The organism is Paenibacillus filicis, from assembly GCF_038070315.1.
In the GTDB taxonomy this organism is placed as follows: domain Bacteria; phylum Bacillota; class Bacilli; order Paenibacillales; family NBRC-103111; genus Paenibacillus_G; species Paenibacillus_G filicis.
In genome coordinates, this window is record NZ_JBBPCC010000017.1 from 133,030 (window position 1) to 151,547 (window position 18,518).

The 18,518-nt window shown below is 56.0% G+C and carries 20 protein-coding genes; 6 read left to right on the forward strand and 14 right to left on the reverse strand.

All coding sequences use genetic code 11. The features are described from left to right. Window positions 1-143: 143 nt before the first annotated feature. From WMW72_RS23720 to WMW72_RS23730, 3 genes are all read left to right on the forward strand, one after another. Entirely contained in the window at window positions 144-419 is a 276-nt protein-coding gene (locus WMW72_RS23720; RefSeq protein WP_341418057.1) for a GlsB/YeaQ/YmgE family stress response membrane protein, read from the forward strand. A gap of 69 nt (window positions 420-488) precedes the next feature. Then, on the forward strand, window positions 489-962 hold the full coding sequence (locus WMW72_RS23725; RefSeq protein ID WP_341418058.1) for a YtxH domain-containing protein: 474 nt from the start codon (window positions 489-491) through the stop codon (window positions 960-962). Window positions 963-1,188: 226 nt separating this feature from the next. Next, window positions 1,189-2,166, forward strand: a complete 978-nt coding sequence (locus tag WMW72_RS23730; RefSeq protein WP_341418059.1) for a stalk domain-containing protein — start codon at window positions 1,189-1,191, stop codon at window positions 2,164-2,166. 145 nt (window positions 2,167-2,311) lie between these two features. On the opposite strand, the gene WMW72_RS23735 is transcribed toward WMW72_RS23730, so the two are convergent. The 5 genes from WMW72_RS23735 to WMW72_RS23755 form a co-directional block, all read right to left on the reverse strand. Continuing rightward, on the reverse strand, window positions 2,312-2,641 hold the full coding sequence (locus tag WMW72_RS23735; protein WP_341418060.1) for a hypothetical protein: 330 nt from the start codon (window positions 2,639-2,641) through the stop codon (window positions 2,312-2,314). A 174-nt stretch (window positions 2,642-2,815) separates the two neighbouring features. Continuing rightward, window positions 2,816-3,604, reverse strand: coding sequence for a sigma-70 family RNA polymerase sigma factor (locus WMW72_RS23740; RefSeq protein ID WP_341418061.1), 789 nt, complete (start codon window positions 3,602-3,604; stop codon window positions 2,816-2,818). Continuing rightward, the gene (rsbW, locus tag WMW72_RS23745) at window positions 3,601-4,050 is read right to left on the reverse strand and encodes an anti-sigma B factor RsbW (protein ID WP_341418062.1); all 450 of its coding nucleotides are present in this window, start codon (window positions 4,048-4,050) and stop codon (window positions 3,601-3,603) included. Before rsbW ends, WMW72_RS23740 begins: the two co-directional genes overlap by 4 nt. Window positions 4,051-4,070: 20 nt before the next feature. Next, window positions 4,071-4,430: an STAS domain-containing protein gene (locus WMW72_RS23750; RefSeq protein WP_341418103.1), complete on the reverse strand. Its 360-nt coding sequence runs from the start codon at window positions 4,428-4,430 to the stop codon at window positions 4,071-4,073. 178 nt (window positions 4,431-4,608) lie between these two features. Beyond that, window positions 4,609-5,061 carry a DUF948 domain-containing protein gene (locus WMW72_RS23755; protein WP_341418063.1) on the reverse strand — a complete coding sequence of 151 codons (453 nt, stop codon included), beginning with the start codon at window positions 5,059-5,061 and terminating at the stop codon, window positions 4,609-4,611. A 304-nt stretch (window positions 5,062-5,365) separates the two neighbouring features. Here WMW72_RS23755 and WMW72_RS23760 point away from each other — a divergent pair, with 304 nt between their 5' ends. Further along, window positions 5,366-5,854 carry a Dps family protein gene (locus WMW72_RS23760; protein WP_341418064.1) on the forward strand — a complete coding sequence of 163 codons (489 nt, stop codon included), beginning with the start codon at window positions 5,366-5,368 and terminating at the stop codon, window positions 5,852-5,854. A gap of 166 nt (window positions 5,855-6,020) precedes the next feature. On the opposite strand, the gene WMW72_RS23765 is transcribed toward WMW72_RS23760, so the two are convergent. From WMW72_RS23765 to WMW72_RS23805, 9 genes are all read right to left on the reverse strand, one after another. Then, on the reverse strand, window positions 6,021-6,434 hold the full coding sequence (locus WMW72_RS23765) for an ATP-binding protein (RefSeq protein WP_423227595.1): 414 nt from the start codon (window positions 6,432-6,434) through the stop codon (window positions 6,021-6,023). A 53-nt stretch (window positions 6,435-6,487) separates the two neighbouring features. Then, window positions 6,488-6,886: an STAS domain-containing protein gene (locus WMW72_RS23770; protein WP_341418066.1), complete on the reverse strand. Its 399-nt coding sequence runs from the start codon at window positions 6,884-6,886 to the stop codon at window positions 6,488-6,490. 147 nt (window positions 6,887-7,033) lie between these two features. Next, the gene (locus WMW72_RS23775; RefSeq protein ID WP_341418067.1) at window positions 7,034-7,711 is read right to left on the reverse strand and encodes a hypothetical protein; all 678 of its coding nucleotides are present in this window, start codon (window positions 7,709-7,711) and stop codon (window positions 7,034-7,036) included. 25 nt (window positions 7,712-7,736) lie between these two features. Beyond that, window positions 7,737-8,117: a general stress protein gene (locus WMW72_RS23780; protein WP_341418068.1), complete on the reverse strand. Its 381-nt coding sequence runs from the start codon at window positions 8,115-8,117 to the stop codon at window positions 7,737-7,739. Window positions 8,118-8,174: 57 nt separating this feature from the next. Next, window positions 8,175-9,350 (reverse strand): sugar phosphate nucleotidyltransferase, encoded by a 1,176-nt coding sequence (locus tag WMW72_RS23785; RefSeq protein WP_341418069.1) that lies wholly within the window; start codon window positions 9,348-9,350, stop codon window positions 8,175-8,177. A 187-nt stretch (window positions 9,351-9,537) separates the two neighbouring features. Continuing rightward, entirely contained in the window at window positions 9,538-10,734 is a 1,197-nt protein-coding gene (locus tag WMW72_RS23790) for an ATP-binding protein (RefSeq protein WP_341418070.1), read from the reverse strand. A gap of 11 nt (window positions 10,735-10,745) precedes the next feature. After that, on the reverse strand, window positions 10,746-11,666 hold the full coding sequence (locus WMW72_RS23795) for a CheR family methyltransferase (protein WP_341418071.1): 921 nt from the start codon (window positions 11,664-11,666) through the stop codon (window positions 10,746-10,748). Further along, window positions 11,663-15,343, reverse strand: a complete 3,681-nt coding sequence (locus WMW72_RS23800; RefSeq protein WP_341418072.1) for a response regulator — start codon at window positions 15,341-15,343, stop codon at window positions 11,663-11,665. Before WMW72_RS23800 ends, WMW72_RS23795 begins: the two co-directional genes overlap by 4 nt. Before the next feature lie 71 nt (window positions 15,344-15,414). Then, window positions 15,415-16,572: a PP2C family protein-serine/threonine phosphatase gene (locus WMW72_RS23805; RefSeq protein WP_341418073.1), complete on the reverse strand. Its 1,158-nt coding sequence runs from the start codon at window positions 16,570-16,572 to the stop codon at window positions 15,415-15,417. Window positions 16,573-16,867: 295 nt separating this feature from the next. Between WMW72_RS23805 and WMW72_RS23810 the strand changes: the two genes are divergently transcribed. Both WMW72_RS23810 and WMW72_RS23815 read left to right on the forward strand, forming a co-directional pair. Continuing rightward, window positions 16,868-17,284, forward strand: a complete 417-nt coding sequence (locus WMW72_RS23810) for a YflT domain-containing protein (RefSeq protein ID WP_341418074.1) — start codon at window positions 16,868-16,870, stop codon at window positions 17,282-17,284. 306 nt (window positions 17,285-17,590) lie between these two features. Beyond that, window positions 17,591-18,490 (forward strand): polysaccharide deacetylase family protein, encoded by a 900-nt coding sequence (locus tag WMW72_RS23815; RefSeq protein WP_341418075.1) that lies wholly within the window; start codon window positions 17,591-17,593, stop codon window positions 18,488-18,490. Window positions 18,491-18,518: the final 28 nt, after the last annotated feature.

Here is an 18,518-nt window from a genome sequence, read left to right on the forward strand (position 1 = left end):
CGTAAAGGTTCCCTTTTTGCGAATGATTTCCACCTGGAAATAAAAAGGGAATGGTTGGCGCCTCCGGGCTTTGTTTCACCCCGAAGGGGGTCGGGTAAAAGTAGACAAGCAAGTCAATCCCATAAGTAAGGAGCGTGAAGCATATGATCAGCGTACTTATCACCCTCATCATGGCGGTCGTGATCGGCGCTATCGGCTCTGCGATCGCACCAGGCGTCATGCCCGGAGGCATTCTGGGGTCCATGATCGCGGGATTTGTAGGCGCCTGGATCGGAGCTTGGCTGTTCGGCCAGCTCGGACTCGGCAACCTGGGCCTTGTTATCGGCGGCTTTGCCGTCATTCCTGCCATTATTGGTGCTGCACTCTTCGTCTTGTTGCTAGGATTGGTCGCCCGCGGCCTCGGCCGCAGCGCGATGTAGCCAGGTCGCCTGCCCCCCCCTGTCGAGCCTGTACCAGACTATTCATGATAGAAGAGGAGCTGAGGAGATATGAATACAGAGACAAATACATTACCTGACAAACGCGGAAGCGTGCTGATGAGTACTGTCGTAGCCGGACTTGCTGGAGCTGCCATCGCCCTGCTGACTGCGCCCAAGAGCGGACGAGAGCTTAGAAGCGATCTGATGGACAAGCTCCAGACGCTGCAGGTCAAGGGCGCTGAGCTGGTCGACTCCTGCAAGACGAAGGCCGCCGAAACGGCCCAGATCGTCAAGGAGCACAGCGAGGCACTGGCTGACAAGGCCCATGACGTCACGGAACGTATCGCCGATCAAGCGCATCAAGCGGCAGATAAAGCCCGCGACTTGACCGACCGCGCTGCCGACAAAGCGCATGAGCTGACGGACCAAGCTTCGGATAAAGCGCATGCCGCCGCAGATAAGGCGGAATCCGCCGCCAAGGAAGCGGCCTCACGTGCCTCTAACACCGTGGATCGCGTCGCCCAGCAAGCCTCCCGTTCCTGATGCACCTGCCGGACTCATGGCATGAGAACCCCCAAAAAGTGCTTCCCCTGAGGAGGCGCTTTTTGGTTTTTTTCAATTTTGTGGCCTTTTCATGTCTATTGAGCTTTTTGCTTGTCCCAAGAGAGCCGTTGGGCTCATTTTGTTGAAACCTTTAACCGATCGGCAAAGTACATATACATATGGCTTGTATAGCTTGTTTGAAGATAGGAAGGGGTTCTGCTTCGTTATGAAAAAACTTGTATTCGGTTTCGCGCTCGGCGTGATGCTCACCTTGACCACGGCTGCCCTGGCGGCAGATTCCGTGCAAGCGCTGCTGTTCCAAGCCCGCCTGCTGATCAATGGTGAACAGAAAACCTTGGGCGGCGATTACGCCGTGCTCAACTACAAGGGGCATGCCTACGTGCCGGTTCGCTTCATCGGGGAGCAGATGGGGGCCAAGGTCGGCTATAACCCCCAAAACCAGACGATTCTGATCGACGCCGTCGGTGTCCCTAAGCTGGACCGGAAGCAAGTTCTTGAAGGGCTTCGTCTGGGACTGAGCGAGTCCCAAGTCGCCGGGCTGCTCGGCCAGCCGGCCAATACGTTCAAGGACCATCTGGGGCACGCCGGATCTCGCTACGATGTGCCAGGCCTGCTTGGGTATACGTACCAGGACGACTCGATCCTCGATGATGAGGTCGATCTGGGTGGCATCCGGGAAGGACACATGCAGATGCAGGTTTTCGTGATCTGGAACGAAAGCAGACAAGTCGCTACGTTCTCCCTCTATTCGATGGAGGACGGGCATCTGAAGGAATACCGGATATTCCCGAACGGTCAGATCCGGGAAACCAGCCTGGACGGTATCGAGCCTGACTCGGTTCATCCAGCTGAGCCAAGACCGGCAGGCGACGACCTGACGCGGTTCGTCTCCCTCCAGGTCGATGAGCAGAGCGATACGATAACCTTAGTGAGCGATAACTCCCTGACAGCCCATGTTGGAGGCTGGAAGCTCGTCAGCGACGGGCTTACGCTCGAGATTTCTTCAGGTACAGAACTGGAGGCTGGGGCTTCTTTGGCCGTTGCTGCCGGCCCCGACGCCACAATCCGCGACGGTATGCTGACTTGGACCGCGATGATAGAGGCCGGCCGGCCGCGCTTGACCCCGGTCCAGCTGTACAATGCACAGGGGGAGCTGATCACCGAACGGAAAGGCGGCTTTTAATCTCACCATTCCTCTTTATGGATAGCAGAGCTTTTATGGATAGCCGAGCTGAGATCGCTTCTCCTCTGCTCCTGTCCGCTATACGCAAAAACGGAGCCCTCGCGGGGGCTCCGTCATCCGTTTTACTGCCGTATATACGTCCCTGTTACACCTGCTCCCTTTCCGAAATCCATTCGGAAATCCAGCCGTTCTCATCCAATTCTTGCTGCAAACAGAGCTTAACGGAAAGCTTCTCCTTGTCAGGCTTCACGAAATACCCGCTTTCCAGGTAATATCCGCGTTCCTTGGCTGCCGTCAGCAGGCCACAAAATTTTTCCGCCGCTGCAATCGCAGCTTCTTTCTCCGAGAACGTTTCCAAAGGGCTGCCGAATCCCAGCGGATTGGTTGTAGCTTGAATAGACAGAATATAGGACCCATCCTCCTCCCGGACCAACACTTCGCTTCCGTGACATTTAATCAGATGTTTGACTGTCATACGATCCACCGCCTTCTTATTCATAGGATTGGCTTGCAAGTGCTTGTCTATCATTACCCTCCACCGCCTAGGCTGAAACGAATTCAAGCGGTAAGCGGGATGTCCTGTCGCTAACCGTCCTGGACGGCATGGCAATATCCCGACAAAAAACGCGTCCCCCTAAAGGAACGCGTGCTAGGATCCGACATCATGCTGCCCATTCGGCCCTTGGAAGTAATCCTTTAATTTGTCCAGCGCCCGCTTCTGAATCCGCGAAACACTCATCTGCGACACACCGAGTGCCTGTGCAATCGTGCGTTGGGACTGCCCTTCCTCATAGGCGAGCTGAAGCACCTTCTGCTCCTCCGGCTTGAGGTGTACCAGCGCATCCTGCAGCGCCAGCTTATTATCCACGGATTGATATGCATCACTGGGACTGCCGATCACATCTCCGATCGTGGACCCGTTGTCGTCCGAAGACAAGGGAGTATCCAGCGACACATAATGGTAATAATCGCGCCCTGCCAGAATTTCGATCGTTTCCTCCACGGACAGCTCCATCTCCGCGGCGATTTCATCGACATTCGGAGAACGCTCAAGCCGTACGGTCAGCATATCGACTACATGCTGGATCTGATTTCCTTTTTCCTTGATCCGTCTCGGTACCTGCACGTACCAGGACTTGTCACGCAGATAGTTCTTCATATGACCAATGACGCTTTTCATCATATAGGCTTCGAACTGGACGCCGACCGACAAGTCAAATTGCTTCAATAGCTTCAGCACGGACATTTGGCCGACTTGGTACAAATCTTCGAACAGATCGGGGCGGTTGCGCGACATCTTACCGGCCGCCATCTTCACCATGGGCTCATACTGCTTTAGCAGAATCGTAGCTGTATCGTTACAGCCCGTTTCCTGGTATTTAATAATCAGCTCATCCGTATTTATCCCTGGACTCGATCGTTCCGAATTGATTCTCATACCATTTCCTCGCTTCGAATGACGCGTTTGGTCAAAGTCACTTCTGTTCCGATGCCGGTTCTCACCTCAACATCGTCCATCAGTGCCTGCATCAAGTAGATGCCCAGACCTCCTACGTTGATTTCGTTCAGCGTTTTGTCATGCAGCGATTCGGCGCTCTCCGCCTTAGCCTCGTAATCGAAGCTCGGGCCTTCATCCTTGACCGTGATTCGCAGCCCATCCTCGAGCTGCTCGAAGCGCACCTCCATCGTCCCGGGGCTACCGGGCTCGTAGGCATGCACGACGGCATTATTGCAGGCTTCCGCTACCGCAACCTTCATATCTTCAATCTCTTCATAAGAAAAGCCCAGCTTGGAGCTGATGCCGTATAAGGTAAGCCGAACCAGATCGATATACTCCGGCTCGGCAGGGACAGAGAGACAAACCACACGAGATTCCACATTCATACGTAGGCTTCGATCCTTTCTTATCCGTTTATGATTCGCTTCCCGGTTGCGTTGGCGGCCGGGCCCTGCTGCAGGAACGGCGTGATGCCCGTCAAGTCGAAAATCCGCTTAATTTTCGGAGGAATATCCTGAACGGTGAAGGAAGCCTTCAGCACATCCCTTGCCTTTAATACCGATACAATCACACCGATTCCGGTGCTGTCAATATACTGCAAGTCTTTGAGATTCAAGATCAAGCTGCGGGTCGTATCCGCGATAAAAGGATCGAGCGCCGATCGAAGCTCCGATACTTTAGACAGGTCGAGCTCGCCTTGAAGGTGAACGATTACAGCCTGCTCTGTTTTGGTCGTACGTACATGAAACATCGTGGACTTTTCCATCATAACCGAATCCTTCCTCCCTGCATGTTGGCTTGTCTGAGACTGCTCAAGCCCGCCTTCTGCTCATTCCCCGCTTATTACCCCGCTTACACCGGATTTGAAACAGGTTGCCCGTCCTATCTTCAAACATAGTCTTTGTCTGTTACCTCCACCGGATGCGCCCGCCGCTCCTTAGCAGTTAATTAGATCGTGCAGAAGCGGCTTTTCTAGGGGCACGCCAGGTGTGCCAAATCTCCAGCACCATCGGCATAGCCTGAATGACGCGGCCGATCGCTTCGCCGGTTTTCGGAGCTTCCTTCGGTACATTCTTGCGGATGGACCCGGCTACGGCTGCAGTTGCTTCCTTCACCGTATCCGTCACCTCCTGCACGGCATCCCCGATATTTTTCACCGAATCCACCACCGGATCGATGGAGTGAAGCTTATTGCGGACATCCAGCGTCACCTCATTCGTGTGCCGCAGCAGCTCGGTCGCTTCCACGCTGATCCCGCTGATCTGCCCCTGAATCTCCCGGATCGTAACATTCGTCTGCGAGAGCAGATCCGTTACAGATCGGAGCGTCTTGATCAAATAAACAACAAGCGCCGCAAACGCAATCGCGACTACAGCCACACTCAGTTCAATAATCATCGCGTATCCCTCCAGTATGAGATAAATGCCTGTTTCGGTTTGAGTACTGTTTACCCGGGGACCTGCTCCGTGAAACGAAGGGATCTGGAAGAATGGAACTTGTTTCGCCCGGTCATCCTAAGGGTAAGGAAAGAACAAGCAGGCTGGCGAACCTTGCCTGCCCTGCTTCTAGCCTCGGACAGACCGGGTGCGAAATCGGGCGCCCGACTGTCCGATTGTCTAGTCTCGATGAGTTGAGATGGAGACTGCGCAACGCAACATAAACCGACGGCTGCTTATTTTAAAATTCCGGGAGGTAATGATCATGGCGAAAGTATTGGACAAAGAAACTCAGGGAACTTCGTCGGCAGCGGCTGACAAGAAGCTGATCGATCTGCTCAACCAGCAGGTTGCCAACTGGGCCGTGCTCCATATCAAGCTCCACCAGCATCACTGGTTCGTGAAGGGCTCCGGCTTCTTCGATCTTCACAAGAAATTCGAGGAGCTCTACGACGAAGCCAGCCTGACGATGGACGAGCTGGCGGAGCGCGTGCTTTCTTTGAAAGGCCAGCCTGTCTCGACCTCCAAGGAGATCGCCGCAGGAGCTACGCTGAAGGAGCATGCTCCCCTCGGGTCCGCCAAGGAGATGGTGAAGGACCTTCGGAACGACTACGTGCAAATTCTGGACGAGTTCAAGCAAACGATGAAGGTAGCAGAGGAGCAAGAGGACGAAGGAACGCATGATATGCTGAATACCATGCGGACCAATCTGCAAAAGCATGTATGGATGCTTGATGCCTACCTGGAGGCTTAGAGCTTTTACTCAAACAAAACCATGACAAAAAGCCCGGTCTGTCCGGCAGCCCCTTACGGGGCGGCCGGCTGGACCGGGCTTTTTGTTAGATAGGGTTAACGCGGCTGGCTAATCGCTCTGACTTCGACCGAATATTCGCCTATGGTCGCAAATTCAAGGTCAAACGTCAGCCCAGCCGCTTCAGAAGCTCAATGCCTTCCTCCGCCTGCGGTCCGTCTCCGGCCGTGACGACCCTTACCTCATCCACCAGCGCCTGCATCATATACAAGCCGAGCCGCCCGCTTTCGAACAGCGGCCTCTCGCCTTCCTCCGCCTCCGTCAGCAGCTTGTCCTTACTAGACTTCGCTTCGTTCAAGCTCAGCCCGCAGCCTGGAGCTTCCATCCGTACGAGCAGCTCCTGTGGCCGCACGAAGAAGGTAAAGCGCAGAGGTGCATCTTTCACGATCTGCCCAGACTGCAGCAGCGCGTAGTTGCAGGCTTCCGTCAAGGCAACCTTCATGTCCTCAATCGCTTCATAAGAAAATCCCATGCGCACCGCAACGCCATACAGCGTCAGACGGATCGTATCGAGCTCCTCCATATCGAAGGGGACGGTCAGCACGACCTCCCGCTCCGTCGTCTTCGCAGGATTGCTCATCGCCCGTCCTCCTTACGATCCGCAGGGGGCACTCCCTCTCGCGCTGCTTCTACAGTACCGCCGCCGCCGGATTCTCCGGCTAGGAAGGTCAGGAAGCGAGTCAGGCCTGTCATATCGAACAGGCGCCGGATCTTGGCCGGCACATGCTGAACCTGTATGCCCAGACCTGCCGCCTGGCGGATCTTGAGCAGCCCCACGATGACGCCTATCCCGGTGCTGTCGATGTAGACCAGCTCTTGCAGATCCAGCGTCAGCGATGCTCCTGTGTCTGCAGCCAGCGGTTCGGTCTGACGGCGCAGCATGTCGGCTGTGCTCAAATCCAGCTCTCCCGACAAGGCTACGAGATGACAGCCAGGTGCCGTGCGAACGTTCACCTTAAATTTCTTTGCTTCCATGTCGATAGCCTCCTCCGTTCGATATTCTTCTTCTTTCTCAGATGCTGCCTCATATACATCCTAGAATACCAGATATTTCATTAACTTTCACGGGTCCAAAAAAGACGCCGCTGCCGCTGTCAGAACGGCTGCCGCGTCTTCCCAAAGCTATCCGGTATAGGAGGGGAACAAATGAACTGAGAGTAACCGACCTTGCTCGGGATCGATATAAAGCTTCAGTGCCTGCCACTGCCGCTTATAGACGATGCCGTCTTCGGCCACCAGATCCGGCTTGCCGAGCTCGGCCTTCAGCCGGTCAGCATTGAGAGGTATCGTCTTCCCATCGATGGTGATCGTTCCGGCATCCGCCGTCACCATCACAGACTGAACAGACAGCTTGTACAACGCTACCCTGCAATCCTCATACACCAATGTCCGTTCATCCGGAAACAACGGGTCCCGTTCCTCAGCAAGCGGCTCTCCCTTCAGCTCGTAGATCGTCTTCAGATCGTCCGTGACAGCAAGCCCGTTGATCCGCTCCAGTGGGAGCGTCTCTTCCTTCGTCCAGCCGGGATTCTTGTCTTGCCGTTGACTATCTGCGGCACCCGATCCGGCCTGCTCTGATGCTTGAGGGGGAAGCTCTGCAGCCGTCACGATATGCGTCCCGGCAGCTGCAGCGTCCAAGCGGGAAAACCCTGCCACGCCTGCTTCGCTGTCAGCCGCTTGAGCCACGGCGGGCGGCCCGATAGCAGGCAGCCTTGGGACTGCTCCGCCTAATCCCCAGCAGGCACCGGATATGCCGATTGCCAGCGTGCCTGAGATCCATCCCATGGTTCGCATGCTCATGCCTTCCCTCTCCCTCCAGGATGCGTTAGCGTATTGCCGTAATCCGAGAGCTGCTCCTCGGCAGATTCCGGTGCAGCAGAGCCTGCTCGTCCACCGCGATGACAATATGGCCCCGCTCCATCTCCTCCGCATAATAATCCACAGCAGACGCAGACAGGCCAAGCCCGGTCAGCTTCTCCCGAAGCTCCATCCCTTTGCATCTGTACAGCGGAGTAGCAGTATGCGCCATCGTTTCCCCGACAAAGCCGATCCGGCTGCAGTATTGAGGCCGGTTCAAGTCCGTGTCGCTGATCTGCTCATGAGCCAGAATTTGAATCTCATCGACCTCTCGGCCGGCCTGACGCAAGTCGTGCACAGCCTTGTTCACTTCCTGCTCGCCCTTGGCTACAATAATGGAATGAAACATCGGAATCGCCTCCTCGGTATAGGCCGGGCCGGTACTCGCACCGCCGCGGCTATCGGCTTATCGGATATGCTCCAGCTGGAATTGTCCCACCGGCAGATAGATTTTTGACATTTTATCCGCTTTCCGTGCTACCCTCTCCCCGTCCCCGACGACTTCAATCGCGCTGCCGGATAAGCTGCCTACGGTTGCTCCGTCTTCGATGACTGCCCCTTCGCCGATGATGGCATTGCGGATGAAGACATTGGAGCCGATGCGCGCCGTCGGCATCACCACGCAATTGCGCAGTACGCTGCCATGTCCCACGAAAGCGCCCTGGGATACGACGGAACGTTCGACTTGACCGAAGACCGCTGCTTCACTCGCTACAAGCGCCTGATGCAGCCGGGCTTCACCTGGAATCCGTTTCCCCATGACCGGCACAGGGCTTGACGTATGACCAGGCATTGGCCAGGTCTGCGTATGGCAGCGGAATTTCGGCTGCTCGCCGACCAGATCCATATGAGCCTCCCATAAGCTCTCCACGGTTCCGACATCACGCCAATAGCCCTTATACGCATAGGTCTGAAGCCGGTCTCCCGCGGCCAGCATGGCTGGAATCACGTCTTTGCCAAAGTCGTGGCTGGATTGGATCGAGGCAGCATCCTGCTCCAGCATCCGCTTCAAGTACGACCACTTGAATACGTAGATGCCCATGGAAGCCAGGTTGCTGGCCGGTGTGGACGGCTTCTCCGTGAACTCCACCACCTGCCCATCGGCATCCGTCCTCATAATGCCGAAGCGGTGGGCTTCCTCCCAAGCAACCGGAGTAACGGCGATCGTCGCATCGGCTCCCGAGTCGCGGTGACGCTTCAGCAGCTCCCGGTAGTCCATCTGGTAAATATGATCACCGGAGAGCACGAGTACGTCCTCAGGGTTCTGCTCACGGAGATAGGTGAAGTTCTTGTACACGGCATCCGCGGTTCCCTCATATTCGCCGCTCCGGGGAGGCAGCAGCGTGATCCGGCTTGTCCAGCTTCTGCCCCCTCCGATATGCCTGTGCAGAGAGGCCGCTTGATACTGCGTTACGACCCCGACTGCCGGGATTCCGGAATTTGCGCAGTTGCTTAATGCGAAATCTATGATTCGGTATTCTCCGCCAAAGTGAACCGCAGGCTTCGCTTTACTCCGGGTCAGGACACCCAGCCTGCGGCCCTCTCCACCGGCCAACAGCATGGCAATGCATGGGGATTGCATAGGATCACCTTCGCCTTTCTATTTATAAATGAGGTTCATGTTCATCATCTTGTTCGATAGTTATTTTTAACCGTAACCCCCTCAAATGAATCAAGGAATACGAAATGGAGCAAGCCTCAAGCGTCCCTTTTCTCCGCTATATACAAAAAGCCCCGCCTCCTGGCGGGACTCCCGGTATGCCTCTATATTATTTCGCTACAGCGAAGTAATCATGCTCCTCCAGCTCCTTGGTCTGGATCGTGAAGACAAATTCCGCCCCCTGCCGCTCGGAGGGAGCTAGCGCAATCGTGCCGCCCATGAGCTGTACCAGATTTTTGCAGATCGCGAGGCCCAGACCGGTACCGCCGTATTTGCGTGTCAGGGAGGAATCCACCTGAGTGAACGGCTGGAACAGCAGGGCCTGCTTCTCCGGGGGAATGCCGATGCCGGTATCCGCTACGCGAAACTCCAGCTCCAACAGCTCGCCGCGGCGCCCCGCGCTGCTGACGGATACATGGACGCCTCCACGGTCCGTAAACTTCACCGCATTGCCGATCAGATTGATCAGCACCTGCCTCAGTCTTGATTCATCGGCTAGCAGCACCTCCGGAATGCTCCCGTCGATGTCATACGACAGCTCCAGCGACTTGCTCTTGCAGTCCGCATGGAACATCTCGAAGGTCTCCATCAGGCAATTGCGCAGATGTACCGAGTTTTCCTTCAGCTCCATCTTACCTGACTCGATCTTCGTCAAGTCCAGAATATCATTGATGATATGGAGCAGCGCAGCGCCGCTGCGGCAGATCGTATCCGTGTACTCGCGCTGCTCGGCGGTGAGATCCGTCTCACCTAGCAGGTCGGCCATTGCGATGACCCCATTGAGCGGCGTGCGGATCTCGTGGCTCATCATAGCCAGAAAGCTCGACTTGGCCTGCGCGGCCTGTTCGGCCTCTTCCTTGGCCCGCTCCAGCTCGCGCGTCCGCTCGTTGAGCAGCTCCGTCTGCTGCTGCAGCTTCTTCTGCGCCAGATACATACTGACGAAGCCTTCGATCTTGGACTTCAGCGTCCGCGGGACGAACGGCTTCACGATATAATCGATAGCTCCTACCGAGTAAGCGGTGAACGCCAGATCCTGCTCGTCGGGCGCAGCCGTAATGAAGATAATCGGGACCGTCTTGGTCCTCTCCCGCGACTTAATCCACTGCGCCGTCTCAAATCCATCCATGCCCGGCATCTGAACATCGAGTACGATGACGGCAAACTCATGCCTCAGCAGACACCGGAGCGCCTCTTCCCCGGAAGTCGCCTTCACCAAATCATAATGATGGTCCTCCAGAACGGCTTCAAGCGCGAGCAGGTTCTCAGGCTGATCGTCTACGAGCAATATGCGGATCGCCTCGTCCATGTGAATCCACCTCATTTATGCTTCCGATAAATTTTTTCCTGAAGGTCAACCGCTTCATACCCGTCGGCACGACCGGTGAAGGCGATGGATTCCTTATGCCCCAGCACCAGAATACCCGAATCGCTCAGACTTTCGTAGAACAGATCATGTACCTGATTTTGCAGCGTATTATCGAAATAAATTAGTACATTCCGGCAGAAAATAACGTGAAACTCATTGAACGACCGGTCCGTGACCAGGTTATGCTGGGCAAATACGATTTTCTCCCGCAAGAGCGGGTGAAAGGTAGCCAGCTCCCCCTCGGCCGAATAATACCGGGAGAACGCATCCTTCCCTCCGGCAAGCATGTAGTTTTTCGTATAATCCTGCATCTTCTTCAGCGGATAAGCGCCTCGCTCAGCCACCTGCAGCACTTCTTCATTGATGTCGGTCGCATAGACACGGACCTTATCATATAAGCCTTCCTCAATCATCAGAATGGCGGTAGAGTATACCTCCTCGCCTGTCGAGCATCCGGCATGCCAGATGCGGATGGACGGAAGCTGCCTCAGCAGCGGAACCACCCGTTCCCGGAATGCCGCGAACAGCGTCGGGTCCCGGAACATTTCCGTCACATGAATGACGAGGTCGCCGAGCAGCCGCTCCATACAGGCCCGGTCATGCAGCACCCGCTCCTGAAGAGCCGATACCGTCGGCAGCTTCTCGGCGTAGATCCGGTGCCAGATCCGCCTGCGGACGGAAGCAAAGGCATAATTGCGGAAGTCGTAGCCGTACATACGGTACAGGCCTTCCAGCAGCAGGTAGATCTCGATCTTCTCCCGCTCGTCGGCTTCCTTGCTCAGGCTCTTGTCACCGCCGCGGATGTACACATCGCCCAGACGCTGCAGAGAAGCCAGCTCGCTTATGCGTTTGCGTTTCTCCGTGTCTTTCATTTACATAACCACACTCTCATTAGGGACAGAAGCTGCTCTGTATGAATCGGCTTCGTAATATAATCGGAGGCTCCGGCCTGGATGCACTTCTCACGGTCGTCCTTCATCGCCTTAGCGGTCAAAGCAATGATCGGAAGCCGGTCGAACCGCTCGTCGGCACGAATCGTCCGCATGGCTTCATAGCCGTCCATCTCGGGCATCATGATGTCCATCAGGACCAGGTCAAAATCCGGCTCGCGCTCCAATTGGGCGAGTGCCTGCTTCCCGGTTTCGGCGAAAGCCACTTCCATATCGAGTCCTTCGAGCAGATTGGAAAGCGCGAACACGTTGCGGATATCGTCGTCGACCAGCAGCACCTTTTTGCCGGAGAAAAGCGCTTCGATGTTATGCAGCTTTTGCAGCACCCGCTGCTTCTCCTCCGGAAGCCGCGTCTCGATCCGGTGCAGGAAGAGCGAGGTTTCGTCCAGCAGCCGCTCGGGGGACTTGACGTCCTTAATGATGATTGATTCGGCATATTTCTTGAGCCGCATCTGGTCGCGCTTATCCAAGGTCTTGCCTGTATACAGGATGATCGGAATCCGGCGCAGTGCCTCATCGGCCTTGATCCGGTCGAGCAGTTCGTACAGTGCCAGATCCGTATGTCCATAGTCAATCACCATGCAGTCGTAAGGCTGGGACTTCAGCTCGCGGAGTGCTTCACTCTCCTCCGATGTAGCTGTGATGCTCACATCGTCATGCGAGATCAGCTCGATGACCCCGTTGCTCTTCATCTCCTCGGACTGGAGGATCAGCAGCTTGCGCAGGTCACGGTTCAGGAAGGACTGGATATGGGCGAACGCCGCCTCCAGCTGCTCCCGGCCGGACGGCTTGCGCAGCCAGGCGATGGCTCCCATCGCCAGCCCCTGTTGAATCTCGTCTACGACCGAGATCACATGGACGGGAATATGCCGGGTGGCCGAATCTCCCTTCAATTGCACCAGCACCGACCAGCCGTCGATGACCGGCAGCTGAATGTCCAGCAGAATCGCATCCGGCTTATACTTTCTGGCCAGATTCAGTCCGGTGTCCCCCTGCAGCGCCACGATCGTCTTGAACCCGCGGCTGCGGGCCATATCCAGCAATATCGTGGCGAATTGCACATCGTCCTCGATAATCAGCAGTACCCGATCCCCGGTCTCGATCCGGTCCCGGTCGTCCGTCAGCGAGCCCAGCAGCGGGCTGTCGAGCAGCTTGTGGGCACCCGGGTAAAGCAGCTGCCCGGCGTCCTCCTTCTGCGAGGAAGCGGAATAACCAGGCGGCAGGATCCGCATATCCGATGCCGGCGCCGCTTCCGCAACGGCAGTCGCCTGTGCTGGTTCCACAGGAAGATATAGCGTAAAGCAACTGCCCTTGCCTTCCTCGCTGACGAGCTCAATACCGCCCGAGAGCAGACCGGCGAGCTGCCTGCTGATCGACAGCCCCAGTCCCGTGCCGCCGTACTTGCGGCTGGTCGTGCCATCGGCCTGCTGGAAGGCCTCAAAGATCAGGTCCTGCTTATCCTTGGAGATGCCGATCCCCGTATCCTCCACCTCGAAGGCCAGCATCGGTCCCCTGCCGCTCGCTTGCTCCGTCTGGCGATGGATCGTGACGGTCACGCCGCCCTTCTGGGTGAACTTCAAGGCGTTGGACAGCAAATTCTTGAGAATTTGCTGCAGCCTGCCATAGTCGGTGTCGATCCTCTCCGGGACGTCCTTCTTCACATGAATTTCGAATTCCAAGCCCTTCGTGCGGGCGAGCGGCTTGAAAGCCTTATCGATGGATTCCACAATATCCCGGATCAGGATAGACTCCGTGTGAACGTCCATCCGACCGGACTCCACCTTGGCCAGATCGAGCACATCGTCGATCAGCTTGAGCAGATCACAGCCGGACGAATAGATCGTCTCCGCATATTCCACCTGCTTATCGCTCAGATTGCGCTCCTTGTTCTCCTTGAGCAGCTGAGAGAGAATAAGCAGGCTGTTCAGCGGTGTGCGCAGCTCATGCGACATATTGGCCAGAAATTCGGTCTTGTAGCGCGAAGCGAGAGCCAGCTCCAGCGCCTGCTCTTCCAGTGAATGGTTCGCCAGCTCGACCTGCCGATTGACCTCCTCCGTCGCCGTCACCTGCTCCTCGAGCTCGGCCGACTTGCGCACGAGCGCCTCATTGCTCTGTTCCAGCTCCTCCTGCTGACGCTGCAGCAGCTCCTCAGACGCCTGAAGCGCCTTCGTCTGCTCCTCCAGCCTCTCGTTAGAGGCCTTAAGCTCATCCTGCTGGGAGAGCAGCTCCTCCGACTGGGTTTGCAGCTCATCGGTCAGCGCCTGATGGATACGCAGCAGCTCCTCGATCTTCAGACGGCCCTGCAGCATATTGAGCAGCACCCCTACCCGGTCCGCCGTTTCCTCAAGCAGCTTCAGCTCGATCTCCGTATGTTCCCTGAACCCTACCAGCTCGAAGACCGCTATCACTTCGTCCTCGTATTTCACCGGCTGGATGGTGACGTTCATCGGCTCCATTCCGCCGTAGGAGGAACGGATCGACCCGTATTCACCCGCATGCCCGGTGATCCGGACGGCCTGACCATCCTTGGCCGCTTGCCCGATAAGACCCTCTCCGACGGAAAGCTCGCGGAGTGCCTCATCCTTGCCTGTCGCATATGCGCCGGCCAGTTCGAGCTTATTGTCTTTCATAAGGCCCGTCTGCACGATGTAGAAGGCTCCACTGTAAGCATCCAGAACTCGGGCGATCCGCTTGATGAAGCCTTCCGCCAGCTTCTCCACCTTATCGCTTTCCTGCAGCTCGCTGTACAGCAGGCCCGCTTCTGTCCGAAGCCACAGCATCTCCCCATTGATGCGGGCTAGCTCCCGCTCCTTGGTTGCCGCCTCCTCCAGATCGTCCGCCAGCCGGTTGAACATCAGAGCTACCTGGCCGAACTCGTCGCTCGACTCGACCTGGACGCGGTAGGACCGGTCTCCCCGCTTGCCGCCTGAGAAATTGGAGATCATCGCCGATAAGATGGAGATTCCCTTGCTTACGCTATGCAGGTTCCAATACAGGATACCTGCTCCGATGATCAGTCCCAGCAAGGTCAGAATACCCGTCAGCGTATAGGTTTTTTTATTATCGGCAAGAGCCGTGGTGACTTCGTTATCCATGTACTGTTCCTCAAGCTGGTTCATATCGCCCATCGCCTGGGTCAGCTCATCGCGCAGCTTGCTGCCGTTGCCGTTACGCAGCTCCAGTGCCTGCTCCTTCTTGCCTTCCTGGTATAACCGGATAAGCTGATCGATATAGACGAGATACGCATCCGACCTGGCCTGCAGGTTATCGACTAGCGATCTCTCGGCGGCATCTAGCGGCAGCGCATCTATTTCTTTTAATTTCTTTTTCATCGTACTGCCCAGCACGCGCATCCGTTCCATCGTGAACCGGTTGGAGGTTTCCTCGTCCACCAGCAGCAAGTTGCCGAGCGCCTGGGACAGCTCATACGTATCCTTGCGCATCTGCGTGCTCAATTTTACTTTGGCATAGCGGTTCTCGTAGATTTCCCGGATGCTGCTATCCGTGCTGCTCAAGCGATTAATGCTTATGCCCGCCAATGTAAATAAGATGACAAGCACAATCCCAAATCCCAGCATCAGCTTCGATTTCATTTTCATTCCCCGGTACCCATCCCCATCACTAAATCTCGGCTTCTACGGACTCCCCCCGGATACAAAGCCGGCTTATGCTAAAACGCGTTAATCAGCACCAGGCAAATGTCATCCTTGCGCGCTTCCAGGATCTCCGCAGGCAGCACCTGCTGCACGAGATGCTCGGGGCATTGGCCTTCCCGGATGTGGTCGTGGAGACGGTCGCGCAGCACATCGGATTCCGGTTCTTCCGGCGGGTAATCGGGTGGCAGAGGCAGCGCCTCAAGCAGCCCGTCGGTGTACAGCGCGATACGGATCGGCTGCTCATAGGCATAGGTGCATTTGACGATATCCATCTGGTCGAAAAAACCGACCGCACAGCTCCCCTGATCCAGCGCAACCGGCGCTTTCCCGTCCTCGAACAAAAAACCGGGCGGATGGCCGGCATTGACATACTCGATCATCTGCCGATTCGTATCGATTAGCAGATAGATAGCCGTGAAATAGTAGCTGACGCTGGCGCTTTTCTGATTCAATTGATTCATATAGCGGTTCAGCTCCGACACGACGAACTCAGGAGAAACAAACCGCGTAATCGTGTCCTGCATCACGGAGGATATAAACATGCACACCAGGGAGGACGAAATGCCGTGCCCCATGATGTCCAGAATAATGACGCCATACCGGTGCTCATCGATACGGTACCAGGCGTAGAAGTCCCCAGCCAGCTCCGATGAGGGATAATAGGCCGCGCCGATGGCGAGCTTCTCCTTCACGAGCGGCAGACTGAGCACGCTGCCCTGTACCTGGCGAGCCAATTCCAGCTCGCTGCGGATGCGCGCCTCATTCTCCTTGTGCCAGTCCTTCTCGAACTTCAACCGGAGAGCCACCCGGATCCGGGCGATTAGCTCGACCTTGTTGACCGGCTTCATCACGTAATCGATGGCCCCTGCCCCAAGCGCCTCCGCCAGCTTATTGGAATCTCCCAGCGCCGTGACGATAATAACGGGAATATCCTTCATCCGCTCGTCGCCCTGAATCAGACGGCATGCTTCAATGCCGTCCATCTCCGGCATCATCATATCCATCAGAATCAGATCTACCGGAATCTTGCCTTCCTCCGCGTGTGTATTCAGCCGTGCAAGCAAATCGATCGCCGACGATTCTTTCCAGAAAGATCCATACCCGGCACTCTTCAAAATCTTCTCGATGACGATAATATTGACCGGATTGTCGTCCACAATCGCGATGTTCATTCCGCGTCGCTCCTAACTTGATTCAATGCCGAATCTATCTTGCAGCGGCAGCCGGCACGTCCCGCGCACCTCCGCAATCTCCCATATTTAAATATTATAGCGGACTTTCTACCATTATGTAACCGCGCAGAGGGCTGTTTGAAACAGGTAAAGCCTGATTCGGCGCGGGAGAACACGGGTAAGTAAGGGACAAGCCGGTCAACAACATGACCGCGCCGCAGACTGCATCTCCGCCCTACCTACCCTGGCGGCAGAGGTGTGTTAAGCGGCAATACATTCTCGGGAGGGACATTTCATGAATACGAAAATCAAGCTGGTCGACCATACGGATCAAGCCATTCGCGCCATTCGGGAGTTTCGCGAGCAAGGGCATCCGCTAAGTGAAATTTACGTATTGGCTCATGAAAGCAACCGAACAGAGGAACTGAGCAAGCTGACCGATACGAATACGATCGGTATGATGGAGGAAGGCGTAGCGACGGCATTCGCCAACCTGTTCCGGTCACGAGGCGATCAGCTAAGGGCCAAGATGGAGTCGCTCGGAATCTCGGAGGCAGAAGCCGGCAGACTCGAAGCGGAGCTGGATAAGGGCCGGGTGCTCGTCTTGGTCTGGCATGACGACAATAACCATCTACGCGATGAGGAGGAAGCCCGGCTGCGCCGCGACCGGCGCGAGGAGGTACTCGTTCCCCCTGTAGGCGGTATTTATTAATCGGATTCTGCGGCTTACTGAGGCCGTCCAATCCAGCCGACGCACCTGGCTCAGCCAGGAATGCGCCGGCTTTTTACTGCTGCTCCGAGGCCTAACGAGACTCCCTCGAAGGATGAAACCGAATTCATTTGAAAGCGATTACTTTTTTGGATTTTTTATTCCCTCCCGGCTATATTTTTTTTATGCAAAAGCTGTCCAAAGCGTGAACTAAAATTCGCTACGTTTCGTCAAAATAGGTAATCATCCGATGCGCTTCGCGCCTGTCCGAAAACGCAACTGATGTAGCCTACGAAAGAGGAAACGGATATGGCAATACGAGCAGAAGTAGAACGGAAATGGATCTGGACGGGCGCCACCGTGCTGGGGGCCACCACCATCCTGATCTCCACGCTGATTTGGACGCAATTCATTAAGCTTCCGGCTCCCGGTTCGGTTCCCTCCATGTGGGAGAGCGCCCAGGAGTCCGCCGCAGATCTGGGTCCGGTGGAAGGCCCTCCGGTACCTCAGCAGCTGTCTATGAACGTCAAGCCGCCCTCCGGCGAAGCTGCCCATGCCGTCTCACGTCCCGGTCATGCCGAGACAACGACAGCTAGTTCGGGTCATGCTGCAGATGTCCCCCACGCCGCCAAGCAAGTCGCTTTGACCTTCGATGACGGACCTGACACCAAGTTTACGCCTGAGATTCTCGATATCTTGAAGAAATATCAGGTAAAAGCTACCTTCTTCGTAGTCGGTACGCAAGTCAGCAAGCATCCCGATATGTTGAAGCGCATCTTGGATGAAGGTCATGCCATCGGCAATCATTCTATGACTCATGCCAACTTCACCAAGCTCTCCACCGAGCGCATCGACCGGGAGATTGAGGAAACGGATAAGCTGATCCGTCAGGCTACCGGGACAACGACTCCGCTATTCCGTGCCCCGTACGGTGCAGCCCCGGATATCTTGAAGAAGCATCTGAAGGCTCTGGACCGGCCTCTGATCGGCTGGACCGTGGACACCCGGGACTGGAGTGGACTGTCACCCGCGGACATGATGGGGATCATCCGCAAGCAGATCAAACCCGGCGGCATCATTCTGATGCACAGCTTCGGAGGGAAGAAGGGCGATCTCAGCAATACGGTCACTGCGCTGCCTCAAGCGATTGAATATTTGAAGGCACAGGGCTATTCACTCGTGACGGTTCCTGAGCTTGCCGGGCCGTGAACCCCGATTCCGGGACTCTGCATAAAAC